The organism is Paenibacillus sp. J31P316 (genome assembly GCF_056269105.1).
The window spans coordinates 389,929-414,044 of sequence record NZ_JBWDNI010000003.1 but is presented as its reverse complement, the minus strand read 5'-3'; the positions used below and the strand labels follow the sequence as shown (position 1 = coordinate 414,044).

At 56.7% G+C, this 24,116-nt stretch carries 19 protein-coding genes; 6 read left to right on the top strand and 13 right to left on the bottom strand.

The window, feature by feature from the left end:
• Positions 1-133 precede the first annotated feature (133 nt).
• The 6 genes from AC0YNU_RS12890 to AC0YNU_RS12865 all read right to left on the bottom strand — a co-directional run bounded on the left by AC0YNU_RS12890 (position 134) and on the right by AC0YNU_RS12865 (position 5,579).
• Positions 134-1,060, bottom strand: a complete 927-nt coding sequence (locus AC0YNU_RS12890) for a sensor histidine kinase (RefSeq protein ID WP_475756971.1) — start codon at positions 1,058-1,060, stop codon at positions 134-136.
• A gap of 40 nt (positions 1,061-1,100) precedes the next feature.
• A complete protein-coding gene (locus AC0YNU_RS12885; RefSeq protein WP_475756969.1) occupies positions 1,101-1,871 on the bottom strand; it encodes an ABC transporter permease in 771 nt (256 codons plus the stop codon).
• On the bottom strand, positions 1,864-2,787 hold the full coding sequence (locus AC0YNU_RS12880) for an ATP-binding cassette domain-containing protein (protein WP_475756967.1): 924 nt from the start codon (positions 2,785-2,787) through the stop codon (positions 1,864-1,866). Before AC0YNU_RS12880 ends, AC0YNU_RS12885 begins: the two co-directional genes overlap by 8 nt.
• 80 nt (positions 2,788-2,867) lie before the next feature.
• Entirely contained in the window at positions 2,868-3,563 is a 696-nt protein-coding gene (locus AC0YNU_RS12875) for a response regulator transcription factor (RefSeq protein ID WP_475756966.1), read from the bottom strand.
• Positions 3,564-3,736: 173 nt separating this feature from the next.
• Positions 3,737-3,982 (bottom strand): hypothetical protein, encoded by a 246-nt coding sequence (locus tag AC0YNU_RS12870; protein WP_475756964.1) that lies wholly within the window; start codon positions 3,980-3,982, stop codon positions 3,737-3,739.
• A gap of 376 nt (positions 3,983-4,358) precedes the next feature.
• Positions 4,359-5,579: an MFS transporter gene (locus AC0YNU_RS12865; RefSeq protein ID WP_475756961.1), complete on the bottom strand. Its 1,221-nt coding sequence runs from the start codon at positions 5,577-5,579 to the stop codon at positions 4,359-4,361.
• A gap of 255 nt (positions 5,580-5,834) precedes the next feature.
• Here AC0YNU_RS12865 and AC0YNU_RS12860 point away from each other — a divergent pair, with 255 nt between their 5' ends.
• The 5 genes from AC0YNU_RS12860 (at position 5,835) to AC0YNU_RS12840 (ending at position 13,092) form a co-directional block, all read left to right on the top strand.
• Entirely contained in the window at positions 5,835-8,195 is a 2,361-nt protein-coding gene (locus AC0YNU_RS12860; protein WP_475756959.1) for a helix-turn-helix domain-containing protein, read from the top strand.
• Between the two features lie 182 nt (positions 8,196-8,377).
• Positions 8,378-9,304 carry an ABC transporter permease gene (locus AC0YNU_RS12855; protein WP_475756957.1) on the top strand — a complete coding sequence of 309 codons (927 nt, stop codon included), beginning with the start codon at positions 8,378-8,380 and terminating at the stop codon, positions 9,302-9,304.
• A 23-nt stretch (positions 9,305-9,327) separates the two neighbouring features.
• Positions 9,328-10,215 (top strand): carbohydrate ABC transporter permease, encoded by an 888-nt coding sequence (locus AC0YNU_RS12850; RefSeq protein ID WP_475756954.1) that lies wholly within the window; start codon positions 9,328-9,330, stop codon positions 10,213-10,215.
• A gap of 88 nt (positions 10,216-10,303) precedes the next feature.
• Positions 10,304-11,845, top strand: coding sequence for an ABC transporter substrate-binding protein (locus AC0YNU_RS12845; RefSeq protein ID WP_475756952.1), 1,542 nt, complete (start codon positions 10,304-10,306; stop codon positions 11,843-11,845).
• 200 nt (positions 11,846-12,045) lie between these two features.
• Positions 12,046-13,092, top strand: a complete 1,047-nt coding sequence (locus AC0YNU_RS12840) for an efflux RND transporter periplasmic adaptor subunit (RefSeq protein ID WP_475756950.1) — start codon at positions 12,046-12,048, stop codon at positions 13,090-13,092.
• A gap of 508 nt (positions 13,093-13,600) precedes the next feature.
• Here the strand turns inward: AC0YNU_RS12840 and AC0YNU_RS12835 are convergent.
• From AC0YNU_RS12835 to AC0YNU_RS12805, 7 genes are all read right to left on the bottom strand, one after another.
• Positions 13,601-13,762, bottom strand: a complete 162-nt coding sequence (locus AC0YNU_RS12835; RefSeq protein ID WP_475756948.1) for a hypothetical protein — start codon at positions 13,760-13,762, stop codon at positions 13,601-13,603.
• 330 nt (positions 13,763-14,092) lie between these two features.
• On the bottom strand, positions 14,093-17,218 hold the full coding sequence (lacZ, locus tag AC0YNU_RS12830; RefSeq protein WP_475756946.1) for a beta-galactosidase, LacZ type: 3,126 nt from the start codon (positions 17,216-17,218) through the stop codon (positions 14,093-14,095).
• 214 nt (positions 17,219-17,432) lie between these two features.
• A complete protein-coding gene (locus AC0YNU_RS12825) occupies positions 17,433-18,605 on the bottom strand; it encodes an ABC transporter permease (protein WP_475756944.1) in 1,173 nt (390 codons plus the stop codon).
• Positions 18,571-19,302: an ABC transporter ATP-binding protein gene (locus AC0YNU_RS12820; RefSeq protein WP_475756942.1), complete on the bottom strand. Its 732-nt coding sequence runs from the start codon at positions 19,300-19,302 to the stop codon at positions 18,571-18,573. The genes AC0YNU_RS12825 and AC0YNU_RS12820 overlap by 35 nt, the downstream gene beginning before the upstream one ends.
• Positions 19,302-20,810: an efflux RND transporter periplasmic adaptor subunit gene (locus AC0YNU_RS12815; protein ID WP_475756940.1), complete on the bottom strand. Its 1,509-nt coding sequence runs from the start codon at positions 20,808-20,810 to the stop codon at positions 19,302-19,304. The genes AC0YNU_RS12820 and AC0YNU_RS12815 overlap by 1 nt, the downstream gene beginning before the upstream one ends.
• Positions 20,807-21,589: a hypothetical protein gene (locus AC0YNU_RS12810; protein WP_475756938.1), complete on the bottom strand. Its 783-nt coding sequence runs from the start codon at positions 21,587-21,589 to the stop codon at positions 20,807-20,809. Before AC0YNU_RS12810 ends, AC0YNU_RS12815 begins: the two co-directional genes overlap by 4 nt.
• A 170-nt stretch (positions 21,590-21,759) precedes the next feature.
• On the bottom strand, positions 21,760-22,533 hold the full coding sequence (locus tag AC0YNU_RS12805) for a phytanoyl-CoA dioxygenase family protein (protein WP_475756936.1): 774 nt from the start codon (positions 22,531-22,533) through the stop codon (positions 21,760-21,762).
• Between the two features lie 135 nt (positions 22,534-22,668).
• Here AC0YNU_RS12805 and AC0YNU_RS12800 point away from each other — a divergent pair, with 135 nt between their 5' ends.
• A complete protein-coding gene (locus AC0YNU_RS12800) occupies positions 22,669-23,547 on the top strand; it encodes a helix-turn-helix domain-containing protein (RefSeq protein WP_475756934.1) in 879 nt (292 codons plus the stop codon).
• Positions 23,548-24,116: the final 569 nt, after the last annotated feature.

Sequence of the window (24,116 nt, the reverse complement as noted above, 5' to 3'; positions counted from 1 at the left end):
GCCGTAGGCCTTCGGCATTACGCGGATGGATGATTAAGACATCTTCACGAAAACAAGCAGCCTCCGCGGACGAGTAAATCGGGTCCGCGACGGCTGCTGTTTTTATTGGGAGAAGACGATTCGGCAGCTCGGCTCAAAGCCGGACGTCCGGCTCCGATTTGTGCAATTTCCACACGCATTGCAGATTGAGCACGTCTCCCTGCATGGAGGCATACAAACTTCCGTCCATCCTCGCCATCAAACCTCGGGCGATGGACAAGCCGAGTCCGGAACTGAGCCCGGACCGGGACGCATCGGCCATATAGAAGCGATTGAACAGCAGCTCGAGGTCCGAGCCGCGAAGGTTCGGAGCGGCATTCGCCATGGTGAAGACGACCGTTCCCTCACGCACGGCGAGACCGATATTCAGCGTCCCGGATGCATGACGAATCGCGTTCACGACGAGATTCTCGACGATTCTCCGCACGGCGGATTCGTCCGCCCATACCTCCGCGGGGTTGTCCGTGAGCTCGAAGGCCGGCTCGAGTCCTCTCTCCTTCATTTGATCGTAGAAGCCCATCATAATCTCGGGAATCAACTTATCCAGCCGCAGCCGCCTCGGCTTCAATGCGTAGTCGGTCGAATCGATCATCGACAGCTCGTAAAAATCGTTCAACAACGCATGGAGCCGAGTCGTGCGCTTGCGGATTACGCCGATGGCTTCCCGGCGCTCGTCCTCCGTCAAGCCGTTCGAATCGAGCAGCTGGATATAGCCCGAGATAGACGTCAGCGGCGTGCGCAGATCGTGCGAGATGTTGGCGACGGCTTGGCGAAGCTCGTTCTCGGTACGCTTCTGTTCCGCGTTCGCTTTAATAATCAGATCCGTATGGCGGTTAATCTCCGCGGCAAGCGCCTCCAGGCGGCGGTTCGGCATACCGAGCGTCACTTTCGCGGAGGACTCCCCGTCGTTGTAGCGGCGCAGCTGCCGCGTGAGGCCGCGGACCTCTCTTCTGACCAAGATCAGGCAGAGCAGACAGAACGCTGCCGCCGCGACGGACAAGGCTGCGATAGCGATCGGCACGTGCTGTCCCTCCTTCTTGTTTGATTCCTTATTTGATTCCCTATTTGATTTCTTTGCGCCTGAATACGGCGATTCCGATCCCTACGAACGCGATGGCGACCAACAACGAGATATAGACGGATTGCGCGAAGTCGGATCCGCTCATATCCGGATCGGCATAATGATTGATCAGATTAAAGATGGAATAGTCGTAAAGCGTATTGACGAACGGCAAGAATTTGCCGGTCATGTTATACAGACCGTCCGCGAAAAAGTAAAGCACGAACACGGTCCCGATCGTCTTGCCGCTGTCCGTCAGCACCGTCGCGATCGCCCCGGTCACTGCGGCGAAGGCACCGGTAAGCGAGAGCGTTAATACGAAGGATTTTAGAATATACCCCATCCCGGACACACCCCCAGGAAGGTCGCCCATACCGAACAGCACGGAGCCAAGAATGACATTCACGACCGGAAATACGAGTGCCGTCAGCATGGAGCCGACAATGAACACAAGCAGCTTGGCCATGATGAACTTGTTGCGGCTGTAGCCGGATGCGACTGCGCGCTTGATCGTTCCCGTGCTGTATTCGCTCGATATGAAGAAGCCCGCCAGGACGCTAAGCCCGATCTTGATGATATAGTTATTGGCGCCCATCGAAGAGGCGAACAAGTCAAGCCCCGACATCCCGATCAGCGCTCCGCCGTCATCCGGATCGTCGTAGTAATTCAGCAGGACATAGGCGACGGCGGACACGAACAAAAGCGCCGACAGCAGCCAGAACGAACGGTTGCGGCACAGCTTGTACCATTCGGAGCGCAGCAAATTAAGCATGCTCGCCACCTCCGATCCGGGAGGCGAAGTAGCTCTCCAGGTCCTCGCCCATCGGCATGAACTGCTCCAGCGCCAGTCCGCCGGCGACCAGCGCCGAGGACACGTCGGCCGGACGGTCCAGATGCGCGTAGAGCCGAATGACGCCGTCCGCCGTCACTTCGAATTCCGTCGTCGCCAGCTCTCGCTCGAGCACGGCCGCAGCCCGTTCGGGCAGGTTGACCTTGATGTGGATAAACTGCCTGCATCGCTCCTGCAGCTCCCGGCTCGTCAGCTGTTCCAGCAGTTTCCCCTTGTGAATGATGCCGTAGTGCGTAGCGAGCAGATGGAGCTCGCTTAGAATATGGCTGGAGATGAGAATGGTGATGCCCATCTCCCGGTTTAGCCTCGTCAGCAGCTCGCGCATCTCGACGACCCCCATCGGGTCGAGTCCGTTGGTCGGTTCGTCGAGGATGAGAAATTCCGGCTGTCCGAGCAGCGCGACGCCGAGGGCCAGGCGCTGCTTCATGCCGAGGGAGAAATTTTTCGCTTTCTTCCTGCCCGTCCCCGAGAGACCGATCAGCTCCAAGGTGCGCTTCAGGCTTTCCTTGCCGGGTATGCCCTGCTGGAGGCGATGCGCCTCGAGATTTTCCGCGGCGGTGAGCTGCGGATAGAGCGCCGGATTCTCGATCGCGACGCCCATGCGTTTGCGCGCCAGATTGAGCTCCGCGCCTCCGGTAGCGCCGAACAGTTCGATCGAGCCGGACGTCGGGAACGCAAGCCCCGTCACCAGCTTCATGAGCGTCGACTTGCCCGCTCCGTTTTGCCCGATGAAGCCGTAGATCGTTCCCTTTCGGACCGTCATGTCCACGCGATCGAGCGCCGCTTGGCTTTTGTACCGTTTGGTCAATTGCTGCGTGCGCAGCACGTATTCGTTCATTAGCGCTTCAGCCTCCTGTTCATGTCTTCAGTATAGAGGCTGACTCATAAGACTCCGTAAAGACAATTCATAAGAATGACTTAAGTTTTGATCCGGTACCCCATGCCCCAGATCGTCTCGATGTATTCTTCCTTCGGGTTGGCCTTCGCCAGCTTGTTCCGCAAATTGCTCATGTGCACGTTGACGACGTTCTCCCCGCCTCCGGGAAACTCCTCGCCCCACACGCTCTCGAACAGGTTCGCCTTCGTGAACAGCTTCTTCGGCGAAGACATCAACAGCGCCAGGATCTCGTACTCGCGCGCCGTCAGCGCTAGATCGACGTCTCCCGCGACCACGGTCTTCGCCTCGGGATCGAGCGCGATATCTTTGTGAAGCAGCAGCTTCGGGCTCTGCGCCTGCGGCAGCCTGCGATATCGCCGGAGCACGGAATCGATGCGGGCGGACACCTCTTCCAGATCGAACGGCTTGGTAATGTAGTCGTCTGCCCCCGTCTTGAGCGCCGCGATCTTCGGTTCGCGCTCGCTTTGGGCGGTGATGACAATGACGGGGAATCCGTACCGCCCGCCGATTTCCTCGAGCAGCTCCTCGCCGCGCTTGCCCGGCAGCATCAGGTCGAGGAGCACCATCGCCCATTCCCGTTGAGCCAGATAGAGCTGCGCCTCCGTGCCCGAATACGCCGGCTGGGGCTCATATCCGGCCGTGCGCAGCACGCTGCACAGCAGGCGGTTGATATCGTCGTCATCCTCGACGACGAGTATAGGATAACGATCCGTCATTTCGCACATCTCCTGTCCTGATTGTTCGGCTATTAGCCATTATATCATGACGAGGACTATGCGAATGATCGCCAAAGCCGCCGTACTTCAAGGACAAAAAGGAGCAAGCTGCGCTGCAGCTGCTCCTAGATGCATTTTCTAGCGTTCCGTTAGCCTAAGCAATTCGCATTTGATTATTTCCTCAGACGCATGATGTATACGATGAATGAAGCTGCAGCAACCATAAGGCCTACTCCGGAAATAAAGGTATAGATAAACAGAGGCACGGTGCTGGGATCTCCATAAAATTGATCGCGATCCGCGATTTGAACAAAGTAATAGCGCGCGCCTAGAAATGTTCCGCCTAGAAAGAGCAGCGCGCCTATGAACATGACGATGAATAATTTTTTCAGTGCTGCTTCCTCCTTATGATTGATCAAGGGGCTTCTCTCCAAAACCCTCGGTTACAGTGAAAGCTTGTGCGCGGAACTGATCGCGTTACTCCGGAACTAACTCTAGCAGCTGCGCCTGTTATCATCAGCGAGCAAGGGAGAAATGCGCGTCCATAACAGCAGCTTCTTAATCGCAACCGCCTCCCATTGTTAAATTTTTACTATATGCCCGTACTTAGACGCAAAAGACGGTTTTAAGTTGCACGAAACTTCATCGCCCTTCATGAAAATCGCGCAAGCTGCCGCAGCAGTGCACAAAAAGAGACCTCGTTCCCGCTACCGGCGGCAATCGAGGTCTCTTCATTCATTCGTTCATTCATTCGTTCATTCATTCACATAAACCCCGTACTTCCCGCGCCTCAGCCTAAGCCGTCTCCCGCCGGTCCGGCGGCAGCAAGATGGCCAGCAGCCCGAGCAGTGACAGGAAACTGGAATAGTTCATTACTTTAGTCAGTCCCCACGCTTCCGCCAGATGCCCAAGCACGATAGCGCCGAGCGCGCCCATTCCGAAGGCGAAGCCCGTAATGAGTCCGGATGCCATGCCTACCTTGTTCGGAATCAATTCCTGCGCGTAGACGACGCTGACGGAGAAGCCCGACATGATAATGAGGCCGAGCACGAAGCTGACGGGATAGACCCAGCCGAGCGCCACATGCGGCAGCAGCAGCGCGAACGGCGCCGCGCCGCCGATGGAGAACACGATCATCCGTTTGCGTCCGAACCGGTCCGCAAGCACGCCGCCCAAGAACGTACCGATCACGCCGGCCGCCATGAACAGGAAGATCGGCACCTGCGCCGCCCGAACCGACAACCCGTACTTCTCTTCCGCGAAGAAGTTATAGAAGTTCGAGATGCCGCTCATGTACCATGATCTCGCGAATACGATCAATACGAGCAGCGTCATCGCGAATGCGATGGTTCTCCGCGTTAGGGGCTTGGCAGCGGCAGCGCCGCCGGCCTTCCCCTTCTTGATCGGCTTGCCGTGCTCGTTCAGCTGCGTCCGGTACCACGGGACGACGCGCAGCAGCACCGCGATTGCGGCCGCGGCCAGCAGCGTGCCCCAGATCGCGCCGGGCTGGCCGAGCGGGAGGAAGATAAAGATCGTCATGAGCGGCGCCAACGAGCTGCCCGTGTTGCCGCCGACCTGATAGATGGACTGCGCCAGTCCGCGGCGGCCGCCGGCTGCGAAGAAGACGACCCTGGAGCCTTCCGGATGGAAGATCGCGGAGCCGAGACCGACGAACACGACCGCCAGCAGCACGTACAAGAAGCTCGGCGCAAACGCGAGTCCGGCCATGCCGAGCAGACTGAGCCCCATGCCGATGGGCAGCATCCATGGCATCGGACGCTTGTCGGAGAAGTAACCGACGACCGGCTGCATGACGGAGGACGTCATGTTGAGGGTGAACGCGATCCAACCCATCTGCCCGTAACTGAGATGAAGCGAATCCTTGAACACGGGAAACAACGCCGTAACGACCGCCTGCATGGTGTCGTTCAATAAATGTACGGAGCTGATCGCGAACAGGATGGCGTATACCGTTCCTGTCCGCAATACGGCCGTACGTGCCGTAGCCGTTGACAACCTTCCAACCACCTTTCCCTGATGCCTATGCTAGTTTGACGTTCCGATTTGATGCGTCCTAGCAACCATAGCACAGGCCAACGGGGGTGACAATTGCGATTTTGCGCCCGAAAGTCGCCGGCCGGCAGAGAACCGATCCTCGTTCCGACGCGCGATCTTCTCGTTCGTTCGACATTTTTCTACATCTCCATAGTTGTATGCCGGCATTCTGTCATATAATAGACAGGTCCAAATTCATTGAAGGTGATGATCAGCATGAGCTTCCTGCAACGCAAACAGCCCGCTCCGCGGCCCAGCAAGCAACGTAAATTTCTGCGCGATATGTATAAATGGATTTCGCTTGCCATGCTGCTCCCTTTAACGTCGTTCGGCATTATTGCCTACTACAATTCCGGACAAGCCGTGCTCGGCAATGAATATCAAGCGAACAAGAAAATATTGATGCAAGTCAAATACAATATCGATTCCATGGACGACATGATTCTGAATTCCGTGTTCTCCATCTACAACAATCCCGATGTACGGGCCATTATGTACAACAAGGACGTTGAGTTCTCCGATCTCTATAAATCGATTAACACCCTGCGGTCAAGCATCGTCAATACGAATCCGTTCATCCGTTCCGTCTATATCTATAACAGCGCCTCCAAAAGCTACTATACGACGCTCGACGAGCTGATGTTCAAGGATACCAGCCTGGATAAGCTCTTCCAATCCGGCGGGGAGCTCCCGATCTTGAAGCCCGTCCCGCGGCGGGTCGATTATACGTCCGGCGATAAGAAGCGCACCGAGAACGTCGTCAGCTACTTCATGTACGAATTCAAGGACCAAGGCGACAAGCCGGCCGGAGCGCTGATCGTGAACGCCAATACGACCTGGCTGCTGGAGAACATCGCGAACATCAATGCCATCGACAAGGAGAAACAGGACAAGGTCATGATTCTCGATGAGAAACGCGACATCCTGGGCGAAGACATCGATAACCCGGATCCGTTTCTCGCCAAGCTGAGAACCGCCTACGAGAAGTTCCATGCCGATCAGCCGGACAGCGAAGCGCAAGATACCGGTTACTACATCGCGAAGGTAGACGGCAAGAAGTATCTCGTCACGTTCACGAACGTCGAGAAAATGGACTGGACGCTAGTCAAGGCGCAGCTGTACGACGAAGTATTCCAAAAGGTCGAGCGGCTGAAGACGACGTTCGTCCTGCTCACCGCGGCTTTCCTGCTGATCGCGTTCCTCATCACCGTCCTGCTGTCGCGCACGATCTATCGTCCGATCCGCAGGCTCGTGAATCAGGTCTCGCTCGCCGACAAACCGTACTCAGGCCAAGGAGAAGACGAGTTCTCCTACCTGAATCAGACATTCCAGCATTCCTTCGAGCGGATCCAGGAATACCGGCTGAAGCGCAGTTCGGAGAACGAAGCGCTCAAAGCCTTTTTCCTCCGCAGGCTGCTCGTCGACAGCGCGTCTATCAGCGGCAATGAATTCGACCAAGCGCTGGACACCTATTCCGTTCGGCTGAATCCGGGCGAGCCCCTGATCGTCTGCGTCGTCAAGATCGACGACTACGCGCTGTTCCGGCAGAAGTTCAGCCTGTTCGATCAAGCTTTGTGCAGCTTCGGCATTACGAACATCGCCTCCGAATGTCTCGGCTATCCGTGCGAGACCGTAGAGATGAAGAATGACTATCTGTCCTTCATCATCAACACGAACGATCCCGCCGCACTGATCGATCGCTGGAAGCAGGCGCAGCATTACATTCAGACCTACTACCGCGTAACCGTCTCGGTATCGATCAGCGGTCCGACCGCCGAATACGCCGAATTGGCCGAGCGTCATTTCGAAGCGCTGAATCAGATGGCTTACCGATTGCTGTACGGCAAATCTTCGATTCTGACGGGCGAGACGATCCGCGGCCACGAAGAAAACGTCCATATGGGCTACTCCGCCGCGCTCGAGAAGAAGCTCGTCGAGGCGCTCAGAAGCGGCAGCCTGTCGACGTCGGAGGAAGCGCTGGATCGTCTCTTCGGCGAGATTCACGCCCTGAGCTATAACAATGCGCTTCTGTCGGTCATGAGCTTGATCAATGCGCTGAAATCCACCGTCGACGGACTGAGCCGCAGCAAAGTGGAGCCCGTTCGCGTGAATTTCAACCTGTTGACCACCAGGCTGTTCGAGGCGGAGACGCTGCAGGAGCTGAAGGAAGACATGACGATGCTCGTCCGCGACATTTTCTCCAAGACCGAGAACCTCGAGAACGAGAAGCAAGCGATTCTCGTGGATGCCGTCAAGGAGCTGATCGAGGTGGATTATGCGAATCCGGCGCTGTGCCTCGCCATGATAGCCGACAAGCTGAACCTCTCCTCCAAATCCGTCAGCAAGCTGTTCAGCACCCGGATGAATATGTCGGTCGCGGACTACTTGAACGAGCTGCGCCTGAACAAGGCCGTCGAATGGCTGGAGAATACCTCGCTCAGCATCAAGGAAATTCTGCTCAAGATCGGCATCGAGAACGAAAGCTACTTCTACAAGCTGTTCAAGAAGAAATTCGGCGCGACGCCGAAAGAGTATGTCCAGAACAAGAGCATCAAACAAATACAAAGCGTGAAATAGCGGTTCTCCTCCTTTTTCGGACCGGGGCGCCTACTGTACTTTCCGACAAAGTACAGTAGGCGCCCTTTTTTACAGTGGAATCGGAAGTGCGAGGCCGTATTTGCACTATGACCGTCCTGCCGCGGCGCCTACCATTAGGACATAGCAGCGGACAAACATAAACAAGCAAAGGAGACCGAACGATGGGTTTCGCAAAGTGGAACAATTTCTGGAGAGGCGCGATACGCAACAAGGGCTTGATCGGTTTGGCGATCCCCGGATTGCTGTTCGTCATCGTGTTTTATTATCTGCCCATGCTCGGCGTCGTTGTCGCCTTCAAGGACTTCAACTTCTCGGACGGGCTATTCGGCAGTAAATGGGTCGGTCTGCAAAACTTCAAGTTTTTCTTCCAATCGGATGCAGCCTTCCAAGTGACGCGCAATACCATTCTGCTCAACCTCAGCTTCATTATTATTACGAATGTCTTGTCGCTGGTCTTCGCCCTGCTGCTCGTCGGACTGAGCCGCAAGGCCGTGAAGGTATTTCAGACGACCTTATTCTTCCCCTACTTCTTGTCCTGGGTCGTCGTCAGCTATGTCACCTACGCCCTGCTTAACCCGCAATTGGGCGTCATCAACCACTTGCTCGGGCAGTTCGGTTTGGACGATGTGAACTGGTACCTGGAATCCAAGTTCTGGCCGTACATTCTGAGCCTGGCTTTCCTGTGGAAGAACATCGGTTATTCCACGCTCATCTTTTACACCGGCCTGCTCGGCATCGACAAGAGCTATTATGAAGCGGCATCGATCGACGGCGCGAACAAATGGCAGCAGATGACGAGGATTTCGCTCCCGCTGCTGACTTCGCTGATCACGCTGATCACGCTGCTGCAGGTCGGCAAGATCTTCTACTCCGACTTCGGCATGTTCTACTTCCTGACGGCCGATTCCGGCGCGCTCTATCAGACGACGGACGTCATCGATACGTACGTATTCCGCGCCCTTCGCGTATCCGGCGACATCGGCATGGCATCCGCGGTAGGCCTCTATCAAGCGCTCGTCGGCTTCCTGCTCGTCGTGGGCGTCAACGCTCTCGTGCGCAAATTCAATAAGGATAACGCGATTTTCTAATCCGAAGAAGGAGGGCAGCATCTATGAGTTCCGCATCTAAACGACCTTGGGGAAAATGGCTTACGCTCGCCTGGTTCACCGTCTTCTCCATCTTCTGCGTCATTCCGTTTCTCTACATCGTGTCCATCTCGCTGTCGAACGAAACGGATATCGCCAACTACGGTTATAAGCTGATTCCGAAGCATATTACGACGCACGCGTATCACTTTCTCTTGCAGAGTCCGAAGCAGCTGGTAAGCGGGTATATGGTCTCCATAAGCGTTACGGTCATCGGTACGATCGCCAGCCTGCTGATCACGACGAAGCTGGCTTACACGCTGTCCCGCAAAGATTTCGGCGGCGCCAATTCCTTATCGTTCATCGTCTTCTTCACGATGCTGTTCAGCGGCGGTCTGGTACCGTGGTACATCTTGATCAAGCGTTATCTGCAGATCGACGATTCGCTGCTCGTGCTCATTCTTCCTTATGTCATCATGCCATGGCATGTGCTTCTGATGAAAGGCTTCCTGTCCGACATTCCCCCCGCGCTCATCGAGTCGGCCAAAATCGACGGAGCGGGAGAATGGAGAATTTTCTATCAGATCATCCTGCCGCTGGCCAAGCCGGCGCTCGCGACGGTCGCGCTCTTCATCGCCTTCATCTATTGGAACGACTGGTGGCTGGCGATGCTGTTTATCGATAACCAGAATCTGATCCCGCTGCAGTATATGCTGTACAGGATTATGAACAACATCCAGTTTCTATCGACGTCGATGCAGTCGTCCAATATCAGCATCGACGTGACGGCGATGCCGAACGAAACCGCGCGCATGGCCATTGCGGTCATGGCGGCCGGTCCGATCCTGTTCGTCTTCCCGTTCTTCCAGAAGTATTTCGTCAAAGGCTTGACGGTCGGCGCGGTTAAAGGCTGATTCAAGCAGGCAGATTTTTTCAAATCGGATTGTTTCAGGCAAAAGCCGTTACAATAGAACTAATTCATCAGGGAGGGTTTACATCTTCATGCAGAAAAAAACGTTGAAAGCGACCAGCGCCGCCATTGCGGTCGGATTGTTGATGACAAGCGTCTTGGCGGGATGCGGTTCTAAGAATGAGAACGAGAACAACGGCGGCAATGCGGCTCCATCCAATGCGAGCGGCACGGCGAATGCAGGCGAGGGCAAGCTGGATCCCGTCGAATTGACGTGGTATTTCGACGGCACGCCGCAGGCTGACGTCGCTTCGGTCGAAGAGGCCATGAACAAAATCCTGAAAGAAAAAATCAATGCCACGATTCATCTGAAAGCAATCGATTGGGGCAACTACGATCAAAAAATGCAGCTCGTCAATGCGTCCGGCGAGCGTTATGACTTGGCCTTCACGTCCAGCTGGGCCAATAATTATTACACGAACGTCAACAAAGGCGCGTTCCTTGCGCTTGACGACCTGCTTCCGAAATACGCGCCGAACATCATGAAAACGATCCCGGAGCTGGGCTGGAACGCCGTTAAGGTCAAAGGCAGCATCTTCGCGGTGCCGAACTATCAGATCTGGGCAAGCACGAACGGCTACGGGATTCAGAAAGACATCGCGGACAAATACGGCTTCGATGTGGCTTCCGTCAAGAAGTACGCGGACATCGAGCCGCTGCTCGCCAGCGTGAAGGCCAACGAGCCGGGGCTCGTGCCGCTCGAGAACGACAAGGGCGGACGTTTCGGCAGCTTCAGCGTGGCCAACGGCTTCGACAACATCGCCGGAAACGGCATTCCGGGCTTCGTCGGCCTGCAGGATGACTCGCTGAAAGTCTTGAACCAGTTCGAGACGACGGCCTACAAAGAATACCTGACAACGATGCGCGGCTGGTTCCAAAAAGGCTACGTCCGCAAGGATGCGGCGACGCTGGCGGATACGTCCGGCGACCGGAAAGCCGGCAAACCCGTAGTCGTTCTCGAAGGCAACGTCAAACCGGGCGGCGAAGTCGAAATGACCGGCGCGCTCGGCGGCAAGCAAGTCGTCGACGTGAAGCTGTCCGAGCCGTATCTGCTTACGAGCTCCATTATCTCGACCATGACCGGCGTCAGCAAGACGTCCAAAAACCCCGAGCGCGCCGTCATGTTCCTTGACCTGCTGTTCAGCGACAAAGAGCTCTACAATATTCTGGCGCACGGGATCGAAGGCAAGCACTATACCAAAGTGGACGATAATACGGTCGACGTCATCAAAGAAGGCGGCTATGATCCCAATTCGGATTGGGAATTCGGCAATCAATTCAACGGCTTCTACCGTAAAGGCCAAGCGCCCGGCATTTGGGAGGAGACGATCAAGATCAACGAAACGGCAAAAGCTTCGCCGCTCCTCGGCTTCAGCTTCGACCCGACGCCGGTGAAGACCGAAATCGCTCAGCTGAGCACCGTTACGTCGCAATACGTGCCGCTGCTGGAAACCGGCGCGGTCGATCCGGACAAAATGCTTCCCGAATTCATCGCCAAACTCAAAACGGCCGGCGTAGACCGCGTCATCGCGGAAGAACAGAAGCAAATCGACGCCTGGAAAGCAACCAAATAAGGATTGTCCAAGAAATCGCATAACAGAGAGAAGCGCGGCGCGCCGTCCTTCTCTCTTTTTCCATTTATGGGAATGAATCCGAGAAATGAAAACGTTGACATCATAATTCGCCAAAGTTATGCTTTGTATATAATTCCCTATTTGTCCTGCATGTACAAGCACTCATCCATCTTATAGCGAAGGGAGTCTTACTCCTCCTCATGGTTCAACCTACGAATGCCATCGTTCGCCGTTTCCTGCCGCGTCGCGCGGCCGCCCTATGCTTAGCCGTGTCGGTGCTGACGGGCTGCTCGGTCCTGCCTAACGAAGAAGAGCCGCTGGATCCTCCGACGCTGACCAGCAAAACCGAAGAACATACGACCTCTCCGGTCACCCGAGGCAATATGGAGCTGTTCTTGACCTCGACGGCCGCGGCTGTATCCGACGTCAATAACACCGTGGCCTTTCCGGAGTCCGGCGGAATTCTGAAGAAATTTTACGTCGCCGAAGGCGATACGATCAAGGCCGGCGCACCTATCGCAGAGCTGGAAACCGGCGATCTGCCCATGAGAGTCAAGCTGCAGAAGCTGACCGTCGAACAGTCGACGCTGCGGTATCAAGATGCCGTTAAGCAGAATGCCGGCGAAGACAACGTACGTTTGGCCAAAATCGATCTGGAAGCACAGCAGCTGCAGCTGAATTCGCTTCAGGAAGAATACAATAAAGCGTTGCTGTTCGCCCCTGCCAGCGGCCTGGTCACGTATTTGAACGACCTGAAGCCCGGCGAGCCGGTGGAAGCGAATCAAGCTATCGCCGTCATATCCGATCCGACGAAAGTCAATTTCGTCTATGATGCGACCGACGCGACGAAGATCAAGTCCGTGAAGGACGGAACCGAGGTTGCGATCACGCTGGACGACGACAAAGCCTACGAGGGCTCCGTCATCCAGACGCCGTCGACCGCGCCGAAGAGCGATAAAGACGAGGTAAACCGGCGCAATGCCAAGGCGCTCATCATCGCCTTGAACGCCCCAAGCCCCGCCGTGCCGATCGGCACCTACGCCGACATCAAGCTGTTCATCGATAAGCGGGACAACGTCATCCTTATCCCGCGCGTGGCCTTGAAGACGATGTTCGGCCGCAATTACGTCGAAATCATGGAGAACGACCGCGTCAAGGAAGTGGACGTCGTGACCGGTCTCAAGACGAACGACAAGGTCGAGATCGTGAAAGGCCTGGAAGAAGGCCAGAACGTCGTTATAGACTAAGGCTGCGGATGTGCGTGAGCCGTGCCGGTAACGGACAGGGTAGATAATGGGACAGAAGCAGGTAAAGGGACGAAGCAGGTAAAGGGACGAAGCAGGTAAAGGGACGAAGCAGATACTTCTGCCTCGTCCCTTCTTTTGTCTGGCCTTCACGTCAGTCTCGGCGGTCTGCAACTAGCCAACCTTCGTACCTCAGCCCAACCACTCACCGCAGAACATTGGCACCTCGACTGCACTTGGGCAACTAACTTTAACCTTCGTCCCTCAGCCCCAACCTTCACCGACTGATTCGCATTGACAGCTCGTTTGCACCCAAACAGCTAACTTAATCTTCGTACCTTAGCCCCGACCTTCATCGACCGATTCGCATTGGCATGTCGTTTGCACCCAAGCAACTAACTTAATCTTCGTACCTTAGCCCCAACCTTCAGCGACTGATTCGCATGGACACCTCACCCGCAACCTGTGCGCAACTGGTCGCAACTCTGTGCATGCGGGCGAGCACGAGTGGTTAAGCAAGTTCGGCAAGTTCGGTAAGTTCGTCAAGTTCGAGTTCGGCAAGTTCGGCGAGTTCCTCCGAATTAAATGAAAATAGATGCAAAAATGCAGCTAAATCCACTCTAGGCCACAGCGTGGCTTGAAATAGATGCAAAAGTGCAGTTAATTCAAACATAACCGCGTCCGACGACGGGAATCGGACCGAATTAACTGCATATTTGCAGTTAATTTTGTTTTTAAAGGTGAAATGAAGCGAAATAGATGCATATATGCACTTATTTCTCGGAATGAGAGTGTCGGTGCGGGCCTGAACTGTCTCGCCCTGGCCATGCAGCGTACCAGGTCACCTCTCTCTTGCCCAAAATGTTACATTCCTGGTAGAATACCGCATCAAGCGGCCAGATCCATCATGTAACGCAAACATCAAAAATGCGCCTCCGACAGGCAGGCATACGACCGACGTATGCCTCCCGCGGGGGCGCTTATTTGCTTCCTTGCTTGTTTACTATCGGGACAGACCGTTCAGCGTGAAGCGGAACGTATAGATTTGGTTCGCATGCAGCAGATATTGCGGATGTGCCGTCGCACCCCAGCTGTTGTCGCCGCCGACGCCCATTTGCTTATGGTTGATGCGCACGACCGTCTTGTCGCTGACGGGCAGCTTAAAGACGTGATCGTGTGCTTCCAGCTCAAACGGCGTATACGGCAGCGCGTTAAGCTCGATTAACGGCTCGCCAGTGAAGCGCAGCGAGGCGCCTTGACCATTGCCGACCGATGCCGAGCGAACAGCCACCTTATTGCCGCACTCTTGCGGACGCAGGTACGGTACGAACTGCTCGGCGACCGTACCGGAGTAGCGGCCGATCTTCGCGCCGTGCTGGCGATCCCAGTAGGAATCATGCGGCCCTTTGCCGTACCATTCCAACTGGTCGAAGGAACCGTCCAACGTCAGCATCATGCCGATTTCCGGAATTTCGGGAAGATCTTCGCCCGGGTTCAGCTGCAGACCGACCTCGATCGCGCCCGTGCTCAGCACGTCATACGTAACGGAGCAGCGGGATTCCGTCGTCGTCGGAAGCGTGAAGTCGGCATGGATGACCACGCGGTCCGGCAGCGTCTCCCAGCTCAGGGAACGGAGCGTACGCTCTTCACCGGCGGAACGCCAGGTGGCGCAGCGTTCATGATGCTTACTGCCGCGGTCGTTGTCCGTATACGCACGCCAGAAGTTCGGTGCCAGCTCGCCCTTCAGCAGCTCCGTGCGGCCTGTGACATACGAAGCGAGACTTCCGTTCTTCTGATCGACGGCAGCGGAGAAGCCTTCGCCTCGAACGATCAGCCTGCCGCCTTCTTCTGCGACTTCAAACTTGCCTGGAAGACGGTCAGCGCTGCCGACAGGAGCTGCTGCTTGCGCCGCACTAGGAAGCACGAACTGCTGGAAAGCCACTTCATGGCCGGCATCCGCCCACTGTGCAGCCGTCTTCGTGTGCAGGCTGACAGTCAATACGGCCTCGCCGTCTTCTACCCGGCGTTCCGGAAGCGGGATCGCGACTTCCGTCGACTCGCCAGGCGCCGCCGATACGTCCAGACTGCCTTTCGCGGCTTCATGACCGTCCAGCGCGACGGACCATTGCAGCGTGAAGGCATTCAGATCCGTAAAGAGATACTTGTTCTGCAGGCTCACGACGCCATTGCGCAGATCGACTGCCGTTACCGACGCGTTCTGATAGCACTGCTTCACTTCCAGGAGCTTCGGCGATACCGAACGATCCGCGAAGATCAACCCGTTGCCGCAGAAATTGCCGTCATGCGGCTGCTCGCCGAAATCGCCGCCGTACGCCATATATTCCAAACCATCCGCATTCTTCGTCCAGATCGCCTGGTCAACCCAGTCCCAGATAAAGCCGCCTTGCACGAGCGGAACGGTGTCGAACAGCTCCGTATAGAGGTGAAGTCCGCCGACCGAGTTACCCATGGCATGGCTGTATTCGCACAAAATGAACGGCTTGGGCGAGTTCACGTTCAATCCGTATTCCTGCACTTGAGCCGGACGCGTATACATATGGCTTTCGACGTCCGTCGCCGCTTCGGAAGCGCGCCACATCGTCGTGCCCTCGTAGTGGACGATCCGGCTCGGATCCGCCTCGCGCAGGAAATCGTGCATGTAGATGAAGTTATCCCCGCCGAACGACTCGTTGCCGAGCGACCACATGACGATCGATGGATGGTTCTTGTCGCGCTGCAGCATGGAATTCGCGCGGTCCAGCACGTTGGCCGTCCAAGCGGGATCGCTGCCGGGAACGGTCTTCGGCGCGATAACCGGCGAATGGTAATCCCAGCTGCCGTGCGTCTCGAGGTTCGTCTCGTCGATGACGTACAGGCCGTACTCGTCGCAGAGCTCGTACCACAGCGGATGGTTCGGATAATGCGAAGTCCGCACCGCGTTGATGTTGTATGCCTTCATCAGTTTGACGTCCGTCAGCATATCCTCGAAGCCGAGCGCCCGGCCCGTATGACAGGAGAACTCATGGCGGTTGACGCCTTTGAAGACGATGCGTTTGCCGTTGATCAGCATCAGCTTATCCTTGATTTCGAACGTGCGGAAACCTACTCGCGTGCTGACCGCTTCCAGAAGACGGCCTTCCCCGTCCTTCAGCGAGATGACGAGCGTGTACAGGTTCGGCTGCTCGGCACTCCATTTCAGCGGGTTCTCCACGTGAGCCGAAGCCTCGATTTCCAGTTCTCCGGTATCGTTGCCCATCGCCGCATGCACGGTAATCGGCTGCGAAAGAACGGCTTTGCGATCCGCGTCGTATAACTGAGCCTCCACGGTCACCGTGCCGAGCTGTTGTTCAAAATAATTTAAAAGCGTCGCGCGCACCTTCAGCTCTGCATGCCGGTAATCGGCGTCGAGCTCCGTCGTCGCGAAGAAATCGTACACATGCGCCTTCGGCGCCGTATACAGGAAGACGTCGCGGAAGATGCCGCTCATCCGCCAGAAATCCTGATCCTCCAGCCAGCTTGCATCGCACCAGCGGTACACTTCAACGGCCAGCTTATTGTCGCCCGCGCGCAGGTAAGGCGTCAGATCGAATTCCGCCGGCGTAAACGTATCCTCGCTGTAGCCGACAAGCTCGCCGTTCAGCCATACGTAGAAGGCGGATTCAACGCCCTGGAAACTGATGAATACCGGTTGCCCTTCCCAGCCCTCCGGTACTTGGAAGCTGCGAACGTAAGAGCCAACGGGATTGTATTTGGTCGGCGCGAACGGCTGAATAAGATCCTCCGACGCTTCCCACGGGTAGCGGATATTCGTATATTGCGGATAATCGTATCCTTGCAGCTGCCAGTGCGCGGGAACCGTGATTTCGTCCCAGCCCGCATGATCGAAGCTGTCTTCGTAGAAATTGACGATCCGCTTCGACGGATTCTCGGCCCATGCGAATTTCCACATGCCGTTCAAGGATCGATAGCTGCGGGACGCGGAGCGGTCGCCGCGAAGCGCTTCCTCCACGGAGTCGAAAGGCATCAATGTCGCATGTGCTTTCATGCGGCCAAGCTCGAATATCTCCGGATTGTTGTTCCATTCCGGGTAGCCGTTAGCCGGCGGCGAATACGTTAATTTCGTTCTCAAGGGAAGCACCTCTTCATGTGGATGTATGTCTCATTCCAATAGCGTATACGAGGCCCGTTCAAGCGTAAATATAAAAAAAGGGTGAAAAGGTAGCTAATATTGGCGGTATTCCATAGCATGCCAAACGGTATGCCAAACAGCCGGACGGAGAAGCCTCCTATCCGGCTGTTCGATTGACTAGATTGACTACAGTAATGCCTGACAAGCACGCACGTTATTCAAAACGCAGCGCTTCGATCGGCCGAAGGCTGGAAGCCTTGTTTGCCGGGAAGAGGCCGAACACGACGCCGATGAAGACCGAGAAGCCGAATGCGAGACCCATGATCGGAATGGAGACGACGACGGTCATATCCGCAAACTTCTGCAGCAGCTGCGCCGTCCCGAGTCCGATTCCGACGCCGAGCACGCCGCCTAAGCCGCTGAGCGCGATGGCTTCGATCAGGAATTGGGTCAAAATGTCCTTCTTCTTCGCTCCGATCGCTTTGCGGATACCGATCTCCCTGGTCCGCTCCGTGACGGATACGAGCATGATGTTCATGATGCCGATACCGCCGACGAGCAGCGAGATCGCTGCGACGCCGCCAAGCGCAAGCGACAGCGTATCCGAGATGCTGCTGAAGGAATCCAGCAGATCCTGCTGATTGAAGACGCGGTAGCTGTTCGTATCGCCGCGGAATTTCTTGCTGAGCGCGGTCTCGAGCTCCGTCATGACCGTATCCATTTTGTCGGCGTCGGCCACCTGGACGTTGATCGACTTCACGCCTTTGGACTTGAACAGCCGCTCGGAGGTCGTAATCGGAATAATGACGATCTCGTCATTGGAGCCCGTCAGCGAGCTGCCCTTCGTCGCCAGCACGCCGACGACCTTGTAGCGGACGCCGTTAATCAGGAACGTCTTGCCGACGGCATCGGTAGTCCCGAACAGATCCGTCGCCGTCGTGGAGCCCAGCACGGCGATCTTCTGATAGTAATCGAGATCGATCTGCGCGACGAACCGTCCTTCGGCCACGCTGTAATCCTTGACGTCAAGATAATCGGCCGTCGAGCCTACTACGCTGACGCTCGTGCTTTCGCTGCCGTTCTTGACGGTCGCGTTCTGTTGGTTGTAAGGTGCGGCGAACTCGATATCCTCCGTGTTCGTAATGTCTTCCGCTTCCTTATAATCGAGCGTCGTCTTCGAGCCGCGTCCCGTGATGCTCACCGTCAGCAGGTTCGTGCCGAGACTCTCGACCTGGTCCGTGACCTGCTTCGTCGTGCCCTGCCCGACGCCGACCAGCGCGATAACCGCCGCTACGCCGATGATGATGCCGAGCATCGTGAGGAGGGAACGCATTTTGTTCGCGAGTATGCTCTTAGCCGCCATTTTGAAGGCTTGACTGACGTTCACGTCCCTCACCGCCTTCTTCGCTGATTTGGCCGTCCTGAATGCGGACGACCCTTCTGGCCTGCTGGGAAATGGCGATATCATGCGTGATCAGCACGATGGTATGCCCCTGCCCGTTCAAATCTTTCATCAGCTGCATGACCTCCGCGCCGGTGCGCGTATCGAGCGCGCCGGTCGGTTCATCCGCCAGCAGAATGGGCGGATTGCCCGCAAGCGCCCGTGCGATCGCCACGCGCTGTTGCTGGCCGCCGGACAGCTCGCTCGGCTTATGGCGCAAGCGCTCCTCGAGCCCGACCTTCGCGAGCGCCTCGATCGCCTGCTCCTTGCGCAGCTTGGCCGGAACGCCCCGATAGATGAGCGGAAGCTCCACGTTCTCGAGCGCCGACAGCTTGTTGAGCAGGTTGAAGCCTTGGAAAATAAACCCGATCTTCCGGTTGCGGATCTCCGCCAGCCGGCTCTCGCGGAGCCGGCTCACTTCCTCGCCATCCAGCCAATACTTGCCGGAGGACGGTGCGTCGAGGCAGCCGATGACGTTCATGAGCGTCGATTTACCGGAGCCCGACGGTCCGATAATCGCGATGAAATCGCCGTGATCGACGCGAAGCGAGATATCGTTCAGGGCGTGAACGGTCTCGCCGCCCATTTTGTACAGCTTCGACAGGGTTTCGATACGGATCAGCGGTTCCTGTAGAGCTTCCATTACCTTGCTCCCCCGCCTGCGCCGCCGGTGCCGCCGCCGCCAGCTCCGCGCGTCTCGGTCCGGGTGAAGCCTCCGCCTCCACCGCCGAAGCCGCCTCCGCCGCCGAAGGTCGCGCCTCCGCCAAGACCGCCTAAACCGCCTGCCGCGAAGCCAGCCTGCTGTTGATTCGAAGTAGCAGCGGATACGACAGTAGGAAGAATAACTTGGTCGCCTTCTTCAAGGCCTGTCAGTACTTCAATGTAATCCTCGTTATGAATGCCGACCGTAATGACCTTCGGCGTGCCTGTACCGAAACGGCTGTTCGCGCTGCCGGTACCGCTGCGTCCGCCGGTCCGACCGGCAAATCCGCCTTGGCCGCCCTGGCCGCCTTGGCCTCCGGTGAACCCGCCTGCCCGGCCGCCGCCTTGACCGCCTGTTGCTCCTTGGCCGCCTGCCGCTCCTTGGCCACCGGCAGCTCCTTGGCCGCCTGCCGTACCTTGACCGCCTGCTGCGCCTTGACCGCCTGCCGCGCCTTGATCACCGGCTGCAGCACCTCGGCCGCCTGCTGATCCCTGGCCGCCCGCCGCACCTTGGCCGGCTGCCGTACCTGTACCGGCTGCACCTGCTGCCGCCGGAACGAAGACCATATACCGGTTGCCCAGCGACTGCACGGCATCAATCGGCAGCATCAGCGTGTTTTCTTTCTTCTCCACCTCGATGCTCGCTTCCGCGGACATGCCGCTCTTCAAGCCGTCGGCCTTATCCAGCGCGATCGTCACGTCGAACGATGCGACGCCGTTGCTGGCCGTTCCTTCATCCGCGATTTTGATCACCTTGCCGGTATACGATTTGTCTGCAAGCGCCTCGACGGAGATCGACGCCGATTGGGCCTTCTTGACTTTCGAGATGTCCAGCTCGTCGATGCCGACGACCATTTGCAGCTTCGAATAGTCGGCGATATCCATGAGCTCTGCGGACGGATTCAATGAATCGCCTGCCGCTACGCTCAGCGTCGTGATCGTGCCGTCGATCGGCGCGGTTATCGTTTCGCCGGTTTCCGCATCCTGCAGATCCGCGATATCGGAACGCGTCTGATCGATTTGCAGCTGCAGCTTCTTCAAGCTCAGCTTGATGCTGTCGATGCTGCTCTCGTCGGGAGCGGATTTCATCTTGTTCTGCGTGTCCTGCAAGTCGAGCAGTTGGCTCTGCAGGTTCAACTCTTCGGATTTGATCTTGTCGCTGTTATCTTCGCCTTCGATGGTGACCAGCACCTGGCCTTTCTTCACGACGGACCCTTCCGCCACGTTCACTTTCTCGACGGTGCCCTGCGATGACGCTTTGACCGTTGCTTTATTGATCGGTGCCAGACTGCCCGTGCCGCTGACGCTGACCTCGATCGTTCCTTTCGACACTCGCGTCGTTTGCACCGCAGGACCTGTAGGCGTCACCTTCTTGTCTTGCTTCATATAATAATAGACGCCTGCCGCTACGATGAGCACGCCGAGTCCAAGCAGCCACCATTTCTTCATTGTCCGTTACCCGCCTTCCCCGTGTTGCTCGCATTGCCTGTGCCTGTTTGGCCTGGATTGCCTGCATTGTTCATGTCCGCCGGATTAAATTGAAGCCGGATGTACTGCGCGGTCGCATTGTCTGGACCGAGCCACACCATAAGAATATCGCCCGCCTTCAGGTCGGACGCCTTCAAAGCATCGTTCGTCATGCCGTTCTGGCCGCGGCCGAGCTTGACGATTTGGGTATCCGCGTTAACGGGAACGGTAAGCTGCTCGTCGGCAAACTTCATTTGATTCATGAAGCCGCCTCCAAAGCGACCACCGCCCTGCTTGCCTCCGGCTTGACCTTCTGTGCCGTCAGCCGCTTGGCCCGTTCCTTGACCGCCTGCGTCACCCGGCGCTTGGCCGTCTGCTCCGCCGCCTCGCTGGCCGCGTTGACCGCCGTTTCCGGCGGCGCCTTGACCATCGCCTTGGCCGGCATTACCGCCTTCTCCACCCTGCGGACGCTGCCCGCCTCGCCCACCGCCGAAGGAAGGCATATCCGCCGGAGACGTCGTCGATTTCTGCACGACGATGGAGTCGCCGTCGACCTTCACCACTTTGGCAAAATAATCGGCTGTCCGGTCAGGCTGCTGAGGACCTGTCGCGTTCCCTCCATCGGATTGGGCCGACTGCCCGCTGTTCGCCGCGGCTTGTCCGCTATCGGCGGTTGTCGCATCGTTCTTCGCGCCGCATCCGGCAAGCATGACCGAGATGAGCATGGCGGCCGCCATTAATTTTATACTTGAGCGTTCCATAGGATTGATATCCACCTTTCCGTATCGTCTATAGCCCTCACATTAACAAACATAAATGAAATCCATATGAAGACGGTCATCGCGTCAGACGGAAACGGAGGAAGCGGGCATGGAAAAAAGCCGGCAGGAGCGTCATGACGCTTCTGCCGGCTTCAGCCGTAGTTATAAAATTAAACGATCGTGAATTCCGGGTGGACTTTATCGAAGTTCGGATTCTCTCCGCAGACCATCAGGCCCATGCCCCAGTTCAAATGCTCTTTGTTCGTCGGGAAGTCCGTTGCGCTGCGGTACTGGAACAGCACGTTGCGGCGCGTGCGCTCGCTGCGGTTCGCCGGCGAGCCGTGGATCGTCAGGTAGTTGAAGAAGAGCACGTCGCCCGCTTCCGCGATGCAAGGCACGCCATCGGATACCGGATATTCCTTCGCGTTCAGGTAATGACGGCCCACGTGCTGCAGCGGTCCTTCTTTATGGGAGCCCGGCATTACATGCAGGCAGCCGTTCTCGATGTCGGCATCGTCCAAATGCACGCTTGCCGCCAACATCGTATGCTTCTCGTGCGGGAAATACGGCTGATCCTGGTGCATCGGGAACGCGGCGCCGTTTTCGGGCGGCTTCACGAGCATTTTGGAGTGATGAAGCTGTACGTTCGGTCCGATGAGCTGCGAGAGCACGGCCGTCATGTTCGGGTGCATCAATGCGCGAAGGAAGGAAGCGTCATGGTACTGCACGTCATGGAAGCCCTTCAGCACCAGCTTCTTCAGCTCTTCCGGCGGAAGGAAATCGCCTTGCCATTGCGCGTTATGGTCGCGGTTGGCTTTCGCCGCGCGGTCGACGATGTTTTCTACCCCTTTGCGCATCTCTTCGATCTCTTGCTTATTGAATACGCCTTTGACGAGCAGATAGCCCTGTTCATTGTAAAATTCTACGTCTTGTGGTTTAATCATCGTAGTAGCCTCCTGTTAGCGTAATCGCTTTCTATGGCTTTATTATAGGGGATTATGGGGATTTCGATCTTTAGCCATACATGCCAGCTTTTTGTCTTATAAGGACATTATTATAATCGAAGGTAGGAATCAGCGATGTACCTATGGAACGAAACCGACACCTGGCTGAACCAATACGCGCTTCGGCCCAAATCGGAGGATGCGGTGTTCACCGTCCACTACTGGGGCGTGAACGAGCATCTGTTGTCCAACTTCCTGCATAAGCATTCCTTCTTCGAAATCTGCTACGTGCTCGGCGGCAAAGGCACCTACCTGGACGACGGCAAGCTGTACCCGCTGTCCAAGGGAACGCTGTTCTGCTCGCGCCCGGGCATTACCCATTATATCGAAAGCGACCCGGAGCTGGCGCTCGTCTTCGTTGCCTTCGAATTGGAGGAGGGCGACTGCTCGGAATCCGTGCGTGCCGTGTTCCAAGCGCTGGCCGAGACCGAGACGTTCATCGTGCACGACGGCGACGACCTGGCCGCCGCCCAGCTGTGGCGCGCGATGCTGCGCCGCTCCGGCGAGCATGCTTCCTTGCCGGAATCGGTGCTGACGCAGCTGGCCGCTTCCTTGCTGCTGTCGCTGCCGACCGTGTTCCTCAAGACGCAGCAGCCGTCGTGGACGGCCCCGCGGCGCAGCGCCTCCGCCCTGCTTAAGCAGGCGAAGCTGTTCATTACCGACAACCTGGGCGACGATGACTTGTCGCTCGAGAAGGTGGCGGCGCAGATTAGCATTTCTCCCCGCCATCTATCGCGGCTGTTCGCCTCCGGCGTCTACGAATCGTACACCGATTACGTCCGCAAGCAGCGCATTCGCCGGGCCGCCGAGTTGCTCCGGTATACCGACCGCTCCATCAAGGACATCGCGGAGGAGACCGGCTTCGGCTCCGTTCATTATTTTACCCGCACGTTCAGCGGCCTGATGAAGGTGCCGCCGGCCCGGTTCCGCGAGGATTCGCGGGTGCATGACTGAGAGATAGCATGCCCAACATCCGCCTTCCCTCGCCGGTGCTGAAGTAAAGTTCATCTTCTGCTTCGCATTCTCGGGTCGAAGTCTTACGCGACATCCACACATTAATGGAATAACTGCAAAAATGCAGCTATTCGGCTCAAATTCGCCCTGAGAACATAAATAGCTGCAAATATGCAGTTATTTCGACCGAAATCCATCAATCGAGCGATACCGGCTTAAAATAAGTGTATTTTTGCAGCTATTTCATAGAAAACCGCAGCCAAGCTATGAATTAACTGCACTTTTGCACTTATTTTCTGTGGCTGATGTACTGACTGTCCTTCTCGAATAGTGGGCGGAGTCGGTGCTTCCAAGAGGTGCGAATGCGGCGCAAATACCGATTAGTTGTAGACAAGTTGCTAGTTGCGAGCGTAGGCGGATGCCCGTAGTGCGATGGGAATACGGTTGGGATTGGGTTGAAATGCGGACTTGCGCGAATGTTGAGCTATTACGGAAAAGTTGAGTTAAGGCGCAGATAGCGATTAGTTGTAGACAAGTTTCTAGTTGCGAACGTAGGTCGATGCCCGTAG

Bases quoted from the DNA above. Each gene is read 5' to 3' on its own strand.
- AC0YNU_RS12805 (WP_475756936.1), bottom strand. From the start codon at position 22,533: ATGATTAAACCACAAGACGTAGAATTTTACAATGAACAGGGCTATCTG.
- AC0YNU_RS12885 (WP_475756969.1), bottom strand. From the start codon at position 1,871: ATGCTTAATTTGCTGCGCTCCGAATGGTACAAGCTGTGCCGCAACCGT.
- AC0YNU_RS12855 (WP_475756957.1), top strand. From the start codon at position 8,378: ATGGGTTTCGCAAAGTGGAACAATTTCTGGAGAGGCGCGATACGCAAC.
- AC0YNU_RS12800 (WP_475756934.1), top strand. From the start codon at position 22,669: ATGTACCTATGGAACGAAACCGACACCTGGCTGAACCAATACGCGCTT.
- AC0YNU_RS12815 (WP_475756940.1), bottom strand. From the start codon at position 20,810: ATGAAGAAATGGTGGCTGCTTGGACTCGGCGTGCTCATCGTAGCGGCA.
- AC0YNU_RS12845 (WP_475756952.1), top strand. From the start codon at position 10,304: ATGCAGAAAAAAACGTTGAAAGCGACCAGCGCCGCCATTGCGGTCGGA.
- AC0YNU_RS12880 (WP_475756967.1), bottom strand. From the start codon at position 2,787: ATGAACGAATACGTGCTGCGCACGCAGCAATTGACCAAACGGTACAAA.
- AC0YNU_RS12840 (WP_475756950.1), top strand. From the start codon at position 12,046: ATGGTTCAACCTACGAATGCCATCGTTCGCCGTTTCCTGCCGCGTCGC.
- AC0YNU_RS12860 (WP_475756959.1), top strand. From the start codon at position 5,835: ATGAGCTTCCTGCAACGCAAACAGCCCGCTCCGCGGCCCAGCAAGCAA.
- AC0YNU_RS12850 (WP_475756954.1), top strand. From the start codon at position 9,328: ATGAGTTCCGCATCTAAACGACCTTGGGGAAAATGGCTTACGCTCGCC.
- AC0YNU_RS12810 (WP_475756938.1), bottom strand. From the start codon at position 21,589: ATGGAACGCTCAAGTATAAAATTAATGGCGGCCGCCATGCTCATCTCG.
- AC0YNU_RS12835 (WP_475756948.1), bottom strand. From the start codon at position 13,762: ATGTTTGAATTAACTGCACTTTTGCATCTATTTCAAGCCACGCTGTGG.
- AC0YNU_RS12875 (WP_475756966.1), bottom strand. From the start codon at position 3,563: ATGACGGATCGTTATCCTATACTCGTCGTCGAGGATGACGACGATATC.
- AC0YNU_RS12820 (WP_475756942.1), bottom strand. From the start codon at position 19,302: ATGGAAGCTCTACAGGAACCGCTGATCCGTATCGAAACCCTGTCGAAG.